Origin of the sequence: Pseudomonas sp. LTR0, from assembly GCF_036630035.1 — a bacterium.
In the GTDB taxonomy this organism is placed as follows: Bacteria; Pseudomonadota; Gammaproteobacteria; order Pseudomonadales; family Pseudomonadaceae; genus Aquipseudomonas; species Aquipseudomonas putida_Y.
Genome location: NZ_CP123734.1, coordinates 993,918 through 1,007,504, shown reverse-complemented (window position 1 = coordinate 1,007,504; position 13,587 = coordinate 993,918). Strand labels below are relative to the sequence as shown.

13 protein-coding genes are annotated in these 13,587 nt (G+C 61.8%); 7 read left to right on the top strand and 6 right to left on the bottom strand.

Annotation, left to right across the window (positions count from 1 at the left end; all coding sequences use genetic code 11):
* The first annotated feature begins 36 nt into the window (after window positions 1-36).
* From QCL51_RS04700 to rlmF, 5 genes are all read left to right on the top strand, one after another.
* Window positions 37-1,530 (top strand): leucyl aminopeptidase, encoded by a 1,494-nt coding sequence (locus QCL51_RS04700; RefSeq protein WP_319298016.1) that lies wholly within the window; start codon window positions 37-39, stop codon window positions 1,528-1,530.
* A 50-nt stretch (window positions 1,531-1,580) separates the two neighbouring features.
* Window positions 1,581-2,009: a DNA polymerase III subunit chi gene (locus QCL51_RS04695; protein WP_021781873.1), complete on the top strand. Its 429-nt coding sequence runs from the start codon at window positions 1,581-1,583 to the stop codon at window positions 2,007-2,009.
* Between the two features lie 5 nt (window positions 2,010-2,014).
* Entirely contained in the window at window positions 2,015-2,380 is a 366-nt protein-coding gene (locus QCL51_RS04690) for a hypothetical protein (protein ID WP_021781872.1), read from the top strand.
* A 180-nt stretch (window positions 2,381-2,560) separates the two neighbouring features.
* Window positions 2,561-5,407, top strand: a complete 2,847-nt coding sequence (locus QCL51_RS04685; RefSeq protein ID WP_021781871.1) for a valine--tRNA ligase — start codon at window positions 2,561-2,563, stop codon at window positions 5,405-5,407.
* Between the two features lie 178 nt (window positions 5,408-5,585).
* The gene (gene rlmF / locus QCL51_RS04680; protein ID WP_021781870.1) at window positions 5,586-6,539 is read left to right on the top strand and encodes a 23S rRNA (adenine(1618)-N(6))-methyltransferase RlmF; all 954 of its coding nucleotides are present in this window, start codon (window positions 5,586-5,588) and stop codon (window positions 6,537-6,539) included.
* Window positions 6,540-6,586: 47 nt separating this feature from the next.
* Here rlmF and QCL51_RS04675 read toward each other — a convergent pair whose 3' ends face one another.
* A complete protein-coding gene (locus tag QCL51_RS04675; protein WP_003255106.1) occupies window positions 6,587-6,868 on the bottom strand; it encodes an HU family DNA-binding protein in 282 nt (93 codons plus the stop codon).
* A 370-nt stretch (window positions 6,869-7,238) separates the two neighbouring features.
* Here QCL51_RS04675 and yejK point away from each other — a divergent pair, with 370 nt between their 5' ends.
* A complete protein-coding gene (gene yejK / locus QCL51_RS04670) occupies window positions 7,239-8,246 on the top strand; it encodes a nucleoid-associated protein YejK (RefSeq protein ID WP_021781869.1) in 1,008 nt (335 codons plus the stop codon).
* Here the strand turns inward: yejK and QCL51_RS04665 are convergent.
* The 4 genes from QCL51_RS04665 to QCL51_RS04650 all read right to left on the bottom strand — a co-directional run bounded on the left by QCL51_RS04665 (window position 8,194) and on the right by QCL51_RS04650 (window position 11,057).
* A complete protein-coding gene (locus tag QCL51_RS04665) occupies window positions 8,194-8,535 on the bottom strand; it encodes a GIY-YIG nuclease family protein (protein ID WP_021781868.1) in 342 nt (113 codons plus the stop codon). The two genes, yejK and QCL51_RS04665, sit on opposite strands and share 53 nt — an antisense overlap.
* A complete protein-coding gene (locus QCL51_RS04660) occupies window positions 8,528-9,004 on the bottom strand; it encodes a nuclear transport factor 2 family protein (RefSeq protein ID WP_028698096.1) in 477 nt (158 codons plus the stop codon). The genes QCL51_RS04665 and QCL51_RS04660 overlap by 8 nt, the downstream gene beginning before the upstream one ends.
* Window positions 9,005-9,112: 108 nt before the next feature.
* Entirely contained in the window at window positions 9,113-10,393 is a 1,281-nt protein-coding gene (locus tag QCL51_RS04655; protein WP_338444614.1) for a CynX/NimT family MFS transporter, read from the bottom strand.
* A gap of 13 nt (window positions 10,394-10,406) precedes the next feature.
* Window positions 10,407-11,057 (bottom strand): FadR/GntR family transcriptional regulator, encoded by a 651-nt coding sequence (locus tag QCL51_RS04650; RefSeq protein WP_103470115.1) that lies wholly within the window; start codon window positions 11,055-11,057, stop codon window positions 10,407-10,409.
* A 139-nt stretch (window positions 11,058-11,196) separates the two neighbouring features.
* Here QCL51_RS04650 and QCL51_RS04645 point away from each other — a divergent pair, with 139 nt between their 5' ends.
* A complete protein-coding gene (locus QCL51_RS04645) occupies window positions 11,197-12,381 on the top strand; it encodes an alkaline phosphatase family protein (RefSeq protein WP_103443538.1) in 1,185 nt (394 codons plus the stop codon).
* Window positions 12,382-12,539: 158 nt separating this feature from the next.
* Here the strand turns inward: QCL51_RS04645 and hisC are convergent, their stop codons facing one another.
* Complete coding sequence (hisC, locus tag QCL51_RS04640) at window positions 12,540-13,586, bottom strand: histidinol-phosphate transaminase (protein ID WP_053870402.1); 1,047 nt, start codon at window positions 13,584-13,586, stop codon at window positions 12,540-12,542.
* Between the last annotated feature and the right edge of the window lies 1 nt (window position 13,587).

The following is a 13,587-nucleotide window of genomic DNA, read 5'->3' as shown; positions in this document are numbered from 1 at the left end:
CGGCGCCATTCGTATCGATCATTCGGGGATCCTGACATGGAACTGGTTGTAAAAAGCGTAGCTGCTGCATCCGTAAAAACCGCCACCCTGGTCCTTCCGGTAGGTGAAAACCGCAAGCTCGGCGCTGTTGCCAAGGCTGCCGACCAGGCCAGCGAAGGCGCCATCAGCGCCGTGCTCAAGCGCGGCGACCTGGCCGGCAAGCCGGGCCAGACCCTGCTGCTACAGAACCTCCCTGGCCTGAAAGCCGAGCGCGTGCTGCTGGTGGGCAGCGGCAAGGAAGAAGCCCTGGGCGACCGCGCCTGGCGCAAACTGGTGGCCAGTGTCGCTGGCGTGCTCAAGGGCCTGAATGGCGCTGACGCAGTGCTGGCCCTGGACGATATCGCGGTCAGCAACCGCGACGCCCATTATGGCAAGTACCGCCTGCTGGCCGAAACCCTGCTGGACGGCGAGTATGTGTTCGACCGCTTCAAAAGCCAGAAAGCCGAGCCGCGCGCGCTGAAAAAGGTCACCCTGCTGGCCGACAAAGCCGGCCAGGCCGAAGTCGAGCGCGCGGTCAGGCATGCCAGCGCCATCGCCAGCGGCATGGCCTTCACCCGCGACCTCGGCAACCTGCCGCCTAACCTTTGCCACCCAAGCTTCCTGGCCGAACGGGCCAAAGACCTGGGCAAGGCGCACAAGGCCCTCAAGGTTGAAGTGCTGGACGAGAAAAAGATCAAGGACCTGGGCATGGGCGCGTTCTACGCCGTGGGTCAGGGCAGCGACCAGCCACCACGCCTGATCGTGCTCAATTACCAGGGCGGCAAAAAGGCCGACAAGCCTTTCGTGCTGGTGGGTAAAGGCATTACCTTCGACACCGGCGGCATCAGCCTCAAGCCAGGCGCCGGCATGGACGAAATGAAGTACGACATGTGCGGCGCCGCCAGTGTGTTCGGCACCCTGCATGCAGTGCTCGAACTGCAACTGCCGATCAACCTGGTGTGCCTGCTGGCCTGCGCCGAGAACATGCCAAGCGGCGGTGCCACCCGCCCAGGTGACATCGTTACCACCATGAGTGGCCAGACCGTGGAAATCCTCAACACCGACGCTGAAGGCCGCCTGGTGCTGTGCGACACCCTGACCTACGCCGAGCGCTTCAAACCGCAGGCGGTCATCGACATCGCCACCCTGACCGGCGCCTGCATCGTCGCCCTGGGCAGCCACACCTCCGGCCTGATGGGCAATAACGACGACCTGGTCGGGCAGTTGCTCGATGCCGGCAAGCGCGCCGACGACCGTGCCTGGCAGTTGCCGCTGTTCGATGAATACCAGGAGCAACTGGACAGCCCGTTCGCCGACATGGGCAACATTGGTGGGCCGAAGGCCGGTACGATCACCGCTGGCTGCTTCCTGTCGCGCTTCGCCAAAGCCTACAACTGGGCGCACATGGACATCGCCGGTACCGCCTGGGTCAGTGGCGGCAAGGACAAAGGCGCCACTGGCCGCCCGGTTCCTCTGCTGACCCAGTACCTGCTGGACCGCGCTGGCGCCTGACGCCGTGAATCCGGTGGTGCCTTGCGCGCCACCGGCCGGCGATTCCCACCATGAGCAAAGTCGACTTCTACATTCTGCCCACCGACTCGCTGTCGGCTCGGCTCGATTTCGCCTGCAAGCTGTGCGAGAAGGCCTGGCGCCTCGGCCACCGCGTCTATCTGCACTGCCAGGATGCAGAACAGCGCAGTGAACTGGACCAACGCTTGTGGCGCTTCAAGGGCGAGGCTTTCGTGCCCCACGACCTGGCCGAGGTCCATGCAGATGCTGGCGTGGTGCTGGGCCTGGCTGACAACGCGGGCGAGCACTGCGGTCTGCTGATCAACCTCGGCGCCAGCGTGCCGGGCTTTGTCGGGCAGTTCGAGCGGGTGGCCGAAATCGTCGTTGAAGAGCCCGCCATCCGCCAATCAGCCCGTGAGCGATTCCGTTTCTACCGTGAACAGGGCTATGCTCTGCAAGACCACCGCTTACAGCGACTTTGACGACGATGGACAAGCCCTCCCCTTTGCCCGATTCCGCCCACCTGCTCGATGACCTCGAGTCGATCCGTCAGCTGCTTGGCGACGCCGACCTGCAACCGCCGCTGCTCACCGAGACGGTAGAGCAGATTCCGTTGCTGCTGGACGAAACCGCCAGCGACCCCGCGGCGCCCGACGAACCGGTAGCTGCCGAACCCGAGGACGACCCGCAAACCCGCCGCCAGGACACCCTGCTGCACCTGGAAAGCGAGCTGCGCGCTGCCGCGCAGATGATCATGCAGGACGTGATCAACGACTTTACCCCGCATATCGAGAACGAAATCAAGCGCCGGCTGGATGCGCGGATCGAGCGCCTGATCAAGCGTTCCGAGTAGAATCGGGCAACGGTGTCGCCTGCTTCGCAGGCAAACCCGCTGCCACAGGTTCGAAGCCTGCGCTTTGCCCGCGAGACAGGCGACACTGTTCCGACAGTTGTCAGCAGCTTGTCGCCTGCGGCCCCCAGCTTGGTTATACTTCCCGGCTTTCCCGAATAAATGCACAGGGTCCCGCCGCGCATGGATAAGACCTACCAGCCGCACGCAATCGAAACCTCCTGGTACAACACCTGGGAGTCCGAGAACTATTTCGCTCCACAAGGTGCAGGCGAGTCCTACACCATCATGATCCCGCCGCCGAACGTAACCGGCAGCCTGCACATGGGCCACGGGTTCAACAACGCGATCATGGACGCCCTGATCCGTTTCCGCCGCATGCAAGGCCGCGACACCCTGTGGCAGCCTGGTACCGATCACGCGGGTATCGCCACGCAGATGCTGGTCGAGCGCCAACTTGAAGCCAAAGGCCAGAACCGTCATGACCTGGGCCGCGAAAAGTTCCTGGAAAAGGTCTGGGAATGGAAGGATCAGTCCGGTGGCAACATCAGCCGCCAGATTCGCCGCCTGGGCTCATCGGTAGACTGGAGCCGCGAGCGCTTCACCATGGACGATGGCCTGTCCGAAGCAGTAAAAGAAGCGTTCGTGCGCCTGCATGAAGACGGCCTTATCTACCGCGGCAAGCGCCTGGTCAACTGGGACACCAAGCTGCACACAGCGATCTCCGACCTCGAAGTGGAAAACCACGACGAGAAAGGCCACCTGTGGAACCTGCGCTACCCGCTGGCCGACGGCGCCAAGACCGCCGAAGGGCAGGACTACCTGGTGGTTGCCACCACTCGTCCGGAAACCCTGCTGGGTGACGCCGCCGTGGCAGTCAACCCGAACGACGAACGCTACCAGGCACTGATCGGCAAATTCGTCGAGCTGCCATTGGTCGGCCGCCGCATCCCGATCATCGCCGATGACTATTGCGACCCCGAGTTCGGTACCGGTTGCGTGAAGATCACCCCGGCCCACGACTTCAACGACTACGAAGTCGGCAAGCGTCACAACCTGCCGCTGCTGAACATCTTCGACAAGAACGCCTTCGTGCTGGCCAGTGCCCAGGCCTTCAACCTCGACGGCAGCGTCAACGAGCAGGTCGACACCCAACTGCCGGCCCAGTATGCCAACCTTGACCGTTTTGTCGCGCGCAAGCAGATCGTCGCCGACCTGGACGCCCAGGGCTTGCTGGTCAGCATCGACGACCACGCCCTGAAAGTGCCGAAAGGCGACCGCTCCGGCACGGTCATCGAGCCGTGGCTGACCGACCAGTGGTACGTTTCCACCAAGCCGCTGGCAGAACCTGCCATCGCCGCCGTGGAAGATGGCCGCATCCAGTTCGTGCCCAAGCAATACGAGAACATGTACTTCTCCTGGATGCGTGATATCCAGGACTGGTGCATCAGCCGCCAGCTGTGGTGGGGCCACCGTATTCCGGCGTGGTACGACGAGGCCGGCCAGGTCTACGTTGGCCGCAGCGAGGAAGAAGTACGCACCAAGCACAAGCTGGGCGCCGACGTGGCCCTGCGCCAGGATGACGACGTACTTGACACCTGGTTCAGCTCGGGCCTGTGGACATTCTCCACCCTGGGCTGGCCGGAACAGACCGAATTCCTCAAGAAGTTCCACTCCACCGACGTACTGGTGACTGGCTTCGACATCATCTTCTTCTGGGTTGCGCGCATGATCATGCTGACCATGCACCTGATCAAGAACGAAGACGGCACCCCGCAGGTACCGTTCAAGACCGTGTACGTGCACGGCCTGGTACGTGACGGTCAGGGCCAGAAGATGTCCAAGTCCAAGGGTAACGTGCTGGACCCGCTGGACATCGTCGACGGTATCACCCTCGACGCCCTGCTGGAAAAACGCACCAGCGGCATGATGCAGCCCAAGCTTGCCGAGAAGATCGCCAAGCAGACCAAAGCCGAGTTCCCAGAAGGTATTGCCAGCTACGGCACCGACGCCCTGCGCTTCACCTTCTGCTCGCTGGCCTCGACTGGCCGCGACATCAAGTTCGACATGGGCCGCGTCGAAGGCTACCGCAACTTCTGCAACAAGATCTGGAACGCTGCCCGCTACGTGCTGGACAAGGGTGAAGACTGCGGCCAGAACGGCGAAGCCTACGAGCTGTCGCTGGCCGACCGCTGGATCATCTCGCAGCTTCAGCGTACCGAAGCCGAAGTAACCCGCCAGCTGGAGCAGTTCCGCTTCGACCTGGCCAGCCAGGCGCTGTACGAGTTCATCTGGAACCAGTACTGCGACTGGTACCTGGAGCTGTCCAAACCGGTACTGTGGGACGAAAACGCCCCGGTAGAGCGCGCCCGCGGCACCCGCCGCACTCTGGTGCGTGTGCTGGAAGTGGCACTGCGCCTTGCGCACCCGTTCATGCCGTTCATCACCGAAGAAATCTGGCAGCGCATCGCGCCGCTGGCCGGCATCGACGGCAAGACCATCATGCTGCAGCCGTGGCCAGTGGCCAACGAAGCGCGCATTGACGCCGCCGCCGAAGGCGACATCGAGTGGCTGAAAGAGCTGATGGTCGGCCTGCGTAATATCCGTGCCGAAATGAACATCGGCCCAGGTAAGCCGCTACCGCTGTTCCTGAAGAATGCCAACGCCGACGACCAGCGCCGCCTGCAGGAAAACGAAGCGCTGCTGAAGAAGCTGGCCAAGGTCGAATCGTTCACCGTCCTCGGCGATGCCGACGAAGCGCCGCTGTCCGCTACCGCCCTGGTCGGTGACCTGCAAGTGCTGGTGCCAATGGCCGGGCTGATCGACAAGGATGCCGAGCTGGCACGCCTGAACAAGGAAATCCAGCGTCTGCAAGGTGAAGTGCAACGTGTTGGCGGCAAGCTGTCCAACGCAGCCTTCGTCGACAAGGCCCCACCTGCGGTGATCGAGAAAGAACGCGCCAAGCTGGCCGAGTCTGAACAGGCTCTGGCCAACTTCACCGAGCAGCATGCGCGGATTGCTGCGCTGTAAACACTAGAGAGACCGTTGGGGCCGCTACGCGGCCCTTTCGCGACACAAGGCCGCTCCCACAGGACGGCGCCAACCTTCAAGGCGCCACCCTCCTGTGGGAGCGGCCTTGTGTCGCGAAAGGGCTGCGTAGCAACCCCAGGTTCTTCAAGCCACCGCTCGTATAGGGCTGGACACTGCCATGACCCCGAACAAACCCACCCTGCACCCGCGCAACCGCCACCAGGGTCGTTACGACTTCCCCAGCCTGATCAAGGCCCACCCTGATCTGGCCCGTTTCACCATCACCAACCCCCACGGCAAGCCCAGCATCGACTTTGCCAACCCCGAAGCCGTCCGCGTGTTCAACCGTGCACTGCTCAAGGCCCAGTACGGCATCCAGCACTGGGACATCCCGGCCGATTACCTGTGCCCGCCCATTCCTGGCCGTGCCGATTACATCCACGTAGCCGCCGACCTGTTGGCCGATGACAATGCCGGCGACGTCCCAAGGGGCCCCCAAGTGCGCGCGCTGGACATCGGCGTGGGGGCCAACTGCATCTATCCACTGCTGGGCCACAGCGACTACCGCTGGCGCTTCCTCGGCTCAGACATCGACCCCATGGCCTTGGCTTCGGCCAAGGCCATCATCCAGGCCAACGGTTTGGGCAAGGCCATTACGCTGCGTCAGCAGGCCAACCGAGCGCACATCCTCAGCGGCCTGCTGCAGGAGGGCGAGCGCTTCGACCTGACTTTGTGCAACCCGCCCTTTCATGCCTCACGCGACGAAGCCACCCGCGGCAGCCAGCGCAAATGGAAGAACCTTGGCAAGCAGGACCCCAAACGCAAGCTGCCGGTGCTGAACTTCGGTGGCCAGAACAATGAACTGTGGTGCGAAGGTGGGGAAATCCGCTTTGTCACCCAATTGGTTGGCGAAAGCGTGCAGTACGCCGGGCAGGTGCTGTGGTTCACCAGCCTGGTGTCCAAGGCCAGCAACCTGCCGGGCATCGAGGCCGCGTTGAAGAAGTCCGGCGCCAAGGCCGTGCGCATCATCGAGATGGGCCAGGGGCAGAAACAGAGCCGCATGGTCGCTTGGAGCTTCCATGACGACGCCGCACGTCAGGCCTGGCACGCCCGGCGTAAATCACAGGCATGAAAAAACCGCGCCCGGGCAAGCCGGGCGCGGTTTCGTCAAAGCAACAATTACTTGTTGATAGCGTCGGTCAGCACTTTGGCTGGAACGAACTTGACGACTTTCTTGGCAGCGATTTCGATGGCAGCGCCAGTCGAAGGGTTGCGGCCGGTACGGGCAGGACGCTCGGAGACTTTCAGCTTGCCGATGCCTGGCAGAGTGATTTCAGCGCCGTTTTCCAGTTGGTCTGCAACGATCTGGCCCAGTTGCTCCAGAGCGTTCTTGGCGGTGGCTTTTGGCGCGGCGATCGATTCGGCGATGTCGGCAATCAGTTGGTCTTTGGTCAATGCCATGGTGGTGTTCCTTCCCTATCAAATTCGATGGTTATGCAGCGGACTACGACGTTATCGGGCCAGCCCCTTTAAATGGAGGGCCGCGCCAATTGCGTATGTAGATACGTAAATCGGCGTTTGGTTCGACACGACGAAAGCAAGCTGCCAGCACTGCGCCACACGAGGGGCGCAAGACCGCGCAAAACTACCACAGGAATGGATAAATATCCGCTTCGCACTTTGATTAAATGCAGGTTTTTCGGGCGTTTCAGCTGAAAACACACAAAACTGAACAAAAAACGAACAACAGACATATCTGCCAACATACGGCCACTGCATCACCTCAGGTCTAGGTTAAACTTGGCAACTTTTGCAGCTCGCCGAGAATTCCATGCCAATCCGTCATTGCATCGTTCACCTGATCGACAAAAAGCCCGATGGCAGCCCCGCCGTGCTGCATGCTCGTGACTCCGAACTGGCTGCCTCCGATGCCATCGAAAACCTGCTGGCCGACCTCAATGACAGCTACAACGCCAAGCAAGGCAAAGCCTGGGGCTTTTTCCACGGCGAATCGGGTGCCTATCCGCTGAGCGGCTGGCTGAAGCAGTACCTGGATGAAGAAAAGGACTTTACCGCCTTCAGCCGCGTGGCTGTCGAGCACCTGCAGAAGCTGATGGAAGAGTCCAACCTGTCCACCGGCGGCCACATCCTGTTTGCCCACTATCAGCAAGGCATGACCGAGTACCTGGCAATCGCCCTGCTGCACCATAGCGAAGGTGTAGCTGTGAATGCCGAGCTCGACGTGACCCCTTCCCGTCACCTCGACCTTGGCCAACTGCACCTGGCAGCACGCATCAACCTGTCGGAGTGGAAGAACAACCAGAACTCCAGGCAGTACATTTCGTTCATCAAGGGCAAGAACGGCAAGAAGGTGTCGGACTACTTCCGCGACTTCATCGGCTGTCAGGAGGGTGTCGACGGCCCGGGCGAAACCCGCACCCTGCTCAAGGCCTTCAGTGATTTCGTTGAAAGTGAAGACCTGCCGGAAGAATCTGCCCGCGAGAAGACCCAGACCCTGGTCGAGTACGCCACCACCCAGACCAAGCTGGGCGAGCCGGTGACACTGGAAGAGCTGTCCAGCCTGATCGACGAGGACCGCCCCAAAGCGTTCTACGACCACATCCGCAACAAGGACTACGGCCTTTCGCCGGAAATCCCGGCGGACAAACGCACCCTCAACCAGTTCCGCCGTTTCACCGGGCGTGCCGAGGGGCTGTCGATCAGCTTCGAGGCACATCTGCTGGGGGACAAGGTGGAATATGACGAAGCGGCGGGGACCTTGATCATCAAGGGGCTGCCGACAACCTTGGTGGATCAGCTGAAGCGCCGCAAGGACTGATTTCCCCCAAGCCGCCAAAGGAGGCAACCAATGCCTCCTTCGCCGACTTGCGCAGCCGTTTCACCAACCGCTCCTGGCGCAGCGCCGCGCTCTTGTCCGGCCACTGCTCCACATACACCAGCGCCTGGGCCGGGCTGGTCTTGAAATAGCGGGCGCCCTGCCCTTTCTGATGCGCGGCAAACCGACGCTGCGGATCATCGCTGATGCCGCAATACAACGAGCCATTGGCTGCCCTTACCAGATAGACGAACCAGGGCTTTCCAACGGCAGGTTCGACAACCTCACTCACCCTGGGCCTGCTGGAATGCGCGCAACCCCTTGAATGCCTGCAGGCGGACCTTGTTCTGCATCAGCGGCGACCACCCCAGCAGCATGCCAGGAACACCCAGCGCTTGCCGCGACCAGCGCCACAGGTCAAAGGTGTCGTCATGCTGGCAAATCAGCCCATCACGAATGACAAAGCGTGCCTGGATATCGTTGACCACAATACGCCCGGTCTGGCTGAACAAGTAGGTAGCCACCCAATGCGCGCTGCCACTGTGCTCATCTGCGCGTATGCTGTCGAATGTCAGGGTGAAGTTCTTGGCGCGGGTGGTGAGCATCCGCCACATATCGCCGGCGTCCTTGCCGCGCAGGGTGCCGAACACCGGGTCGCTGAAAACGATATCGTTGCTGTAGCAAGCCAGCATGGCGTCGGCATCCAGCCGCTGGAAGGCCTGGTAGAAACGGGTGATCAGGGCGCGGTTGGCATCGCTCATGGGGGGCTGGTCCGTCCTAGGTTCGAAAGCTGCACGATAATCTGCCACGATGGCTTATGCCAGTACCGTCCTCTTGGCGGGTAAGAGGACGGTACTGCAAAACAGGCCTCAGACCTTCTCGCTGGTCACCTGCACATGCAGCGCCCGCCCGGCCCCCAGACCGAACACGATGGCACCGACGCCCAGCACCGCAAAAATCCAGCCCAGGGCCGCCCAGCCGCCAGTCAGGTCATGCACCAGGCCCACCGCAAATGGCCCCATTGAGGCGAGGGTATAACCCACCCCCTGGGCCATGCTCGACAAGTTCGCCGCCACATGGGCATCCTTCGAGCGCAGCACGATCAAGGTCAGCGCCAGGGCAAAGGTACCGCCCTGCCCCAGGCCCAGCACAATGGCCCACCCCCACAACCCGGAAAGTGGCGCATACAGGCAACCGAACAGCCCCGCCAGCGTACCCGACATGACTACCACGATCGCCAGCCGCTGGTCCTTGCCGCGGGTGGCCAGCCAAGGGGCGCTGAGCGAGCTGATCAACTGCACGATTACCGACCCTGACAGCACCAGCCCTGCCTCGGTTGGGCTGAGGCCGCGACCGATCAGGATCGATGGCAACCAGCCGAACACGATGTAAGCCAGTGATGACTGCAGGCCCATGTACAGGGTCACCTGCCAGGCCAGTGGGTCACGCCACAGGCCTCGCACGCGATAGGCTACCTTGTGCAGGCCATGCCCCTGACGGGCCTGTGGCAGCCACACCAGCATGGCCAGGAAGGCCGGCAGCACCCAGAAGCCCAACCCTAGTGCCCAGCTGCTGTCGAAATGCTGGGCCAAAGGAACGGTGGCACCCGCGGCCATGGCAGCGCCCAGGCATAATGCCATGGTGTATACGCCGGTCAGTGTGCCAGCGTGCTGCGGAAAGTCGCGCTTGACGATACCCGGCAACAACACGCCGATAATGCCGATGCTGGCCCCCGCCATCAGGCTGCCGAGGAACACCCCGACAGCCCCAAAGGCGCTTCGTACCACGAGGCCAAGTGCCAAGGTGACGAGGATGCCAAGAATCACCCGCTCGCTGCCAAAGCGCCGCGCCAGCACCGGCGCCAAGGGAGCAAACAGGCCCAGGCAGAGCACCGGCAAGGTGGTCAGCAAGCCAGCCTGCGAAGCACTCAGGCCCAGGCCTTCAGATACTTGGCCCAGTACCGGCGCCATGCTCGACAATGCCGGGCGCAGGTTCAAAGCCACCAGCACCAGGCCCAGCAGCAACAGCCAGGGCCGCCGCAACACCACAGCCTGCTGCTGGACCTGCTCGTCGTCAGCTTCAGCGTCGATCAGCAGCTCATCGAGATCCCGCTCGTTCGAGGGGGTATTACGGGTGATGGATTCAGCCATGGCCTTCTCGGTGTCAGGATTCAATGAGGGTACGGCTCAGGCACTTGGCCCGTTCAACGTCACGTCGCTCGATGGCCTCGAGGATCTGCCCATGCAAGTCGAACGTGGCCTGGCAGCGCGGAACGGTCGCCAGACTGTGTTGCAGCGCGGCAGCCACGACACCGGAAAAGTAACGGTACAACTCGCTTAATGCCGGGTTGTGGGCGGCATCGACCAGCCGCTGGTGGAACACCAGATCGCAAGCCACATAGGCATCGACATCGCCGTGAAAGTGCCCGGCGCTGCCTTCAAGGGCATCCCGTAGCGCTTGCAGGTCAGCATCGGTACGGCGCAGAGCCGCCAGGCCGATGGCCTCCACCTCGAGGATATGGCGTGTTTCCCGGGCCTGCTCGGGCGTACATCGGGACATCGCGCGCACCGCCTGCAGCGGGTCCTGGGCAGTGCGCAGGTAGCTGCCGTCGCCCTGGCGAATTTCCACCAGGCCACTGAACGCCAGCACGCGCATGGCCTCACGCACGGTGTTGCGGCTAATGCCCAATTGCAAGGCAAGCTCTGGCTCGGTAGGCAGGCGCTGGCCGACCTGCCAATCGCCCTGCACGATGCATTCGCGCATGCGCTCTACAGCCAACTCCACCAGGGAGCGCTTGCTCAGCTCGGTATTCATGCCACTCAACCAATCATCCGATGAATTTACGCAGCTTACTGGATTGCGGGCAAAAACGTAAACAACCTGATATTTCTGCCAGTTGTGGGCATGACACTTTGTTGCAACCCTCGTTGCGTGCTTTCAAGGATGTGCCTACATGCGACTGGCGAGTTTGCTGTTATTTCTGTTCCTGACCCTGCAGCCAGGCTGTGACACGGCCCGGCACCAGAGCCGCCCTAAAACCTTGCTCATCGGCCTTGACGGCGTGCAATTGCAGCAATACCTGCAACTGGGCGATGCGACCAACCTGAAGCAGCGCCTGTATTACGGCAAGGCCTACACAGGGGGCATCAGTGGTAAAACCAGCGAGCAACCCACCTTGAGCGGCCCTGGCTGGATCACTTTGCTGACCGGCGTGTGGAGCAACAAGCATGGCGTTGAATCGGACGATGACTCGCAACGGGTAAACCCGGCGTTTCCTAGCCTGTTCAAGCGGCTACGCCTGGCATACCCCAATGCCTACCTCTCCAGCATCGTCAACTGGTCACCCATCAACACGGCATTTCTGCTGGAGGACGCCCATGACGCCAATGTACGCGAGAGTGGTTTGTCGGATGAACAGGTGATAGCACGTACGTTGCAGATCCTTGGCGACACACCCGCTGATTTCACGTTCATTCAACTGGATGAACCTGACCAAATCGGCCATCACACCGGTTATGGTGAGCGCTATGCACAGGCGTTGCGCAAGGCAGACAGCGAGATCGGACGGCTATTGGACAAGGTAGACCAGCGGCGTCGCATGTTCCCGCAGGAAGATTGGCTGGTGCTCGTCAGTACCAACCATGGCCGGGACTATTGGGGGAAAGGCCATGGCGGCGCTTCGGAGCAGGAAAAGAGCATCTTCATCGCCAGCAACAAACCGTTGAATCAGGAACTGACCGAGCTGAGCATTCCTGTGGAAATGCCTGGACCCGGCAACCTGTACGGGCTACCCGCGCAGACCTCGGTAGCGCCCACGGTGCTGCGCCACATGGGCCTCAAGCTGCAGCCGGAATGGCTATTGGATGGCACGCCTTTACTGGGTGATACCGGCGTACGCAAGGCGCGGGCCGACGAGAACAAAGGATCGCTACGCTGGAACAGCAATGCCAATGGCTATCTGACCATTATCAAGAATGGGCATGTAGTTGCCCAGGTGGCGGCCAGAGACGAGCAATGGACCGACCCTGAGGGCATGGACGAGCAGAACGATTATGTACTGGTGCTTGATGGTACACCGACGGCAGTGCGCAACAGGCCGGCAGCCAAGCCGTTTGTGATCGAAGACCGCCGCTATTAAGCCCTTGAGAAGCAACAGTTTTGTCGTTCCTCAAGGGCTGGCGCGATCCCCGTAGGAGCGGGTTCACCCGCGAAAGGGCCGGGCCTGCTGGCCAGTTTCCACCCGCCGTTCACCGTTGCCGCCGCTACCGTATTCGCGGGTAAACCCGCTCCTACACGTCAGCTCAACGCATCCAGCAGTGCCTGGTTCATTTCCGGCGTACCGATGGTGATCCGCAGGAACTGGGCAATACGCGGCTGCTTGAAGTGGCGCACGATCACGCCCTGCTCGCGCAAGCGTGCCGCCAGCTCGCCGGCATCCTGCTGCGGGTGACGGGCGAAGATGAAGTTGGCAGCCGACGGCAGTACCTCAAAGCCCTTGGCCTGCAGTTGCCCGACCAGCGCCTCGCGGCTGTCTATCACCTTGCGGCAGGTTTCCTCGAAGTACTCTCGATCTTCGAACGCCACCGCCGCACCGACGATAGCTGCACGGTCCAGCGGATAGGAGTTGAAGCTGTTCTTGATCCGCTCCAGCGCCTCGATCAGGTCCGGGTGCCCCACTGCCAGGCCAACTCGCAGACCCGCCAACGAGCGCGACTTCGACAGCGTCTGGGTAACCAGCAGGTTATCGTAGCGGTCCACCAGGCTGATCGCCGTTTCACCACCGAAATCGATGTAGGCCTCATCCACCACCACCACCGAATCACGGTTGGCCTGCAGCAACTGCTCCACCACCTGCAACGGCATCAGGCAACCGGTCGGCGCATTGGGGTTGGGGAAGATGATGCCCGCGTTGGGCTTTTTGTAGTCCTCGATGCGGATCTGGAACTGCTCATCCAGCGCCACCTGTTCGAAGGCAATGCCGTAAAGGCCGCAGTAGACCGGGTAGAAGCTGTAGCTGATGTCCGGGAACAGCAGGGGCGTATCGTGCTGGAACAGGCCGTGGAAGATGTGCGCCAGCACCTCGTCCGAGCCGTTGCCGACAAACACTTGCGCCGGGGTCACGCCGTAGTACTCGGCCACTGCTTGCTTGAGGCGGTCACCGTTCGGGTCGGGGTACAGGCGCAGGTTATCGTTAAGTTCGCCGCGCATGGCCTCCAGCGCCTTGGGCGATGGGCCATAGGGGTTTTCGTTGGTGTTCAGCTTGACCAGGCGCGCCAGCTTGGGTTGCTCGCCCGGCACGTAAGGCACCAGGTCCTTGACGAAGGGGCTCCAGAATCGACTCATG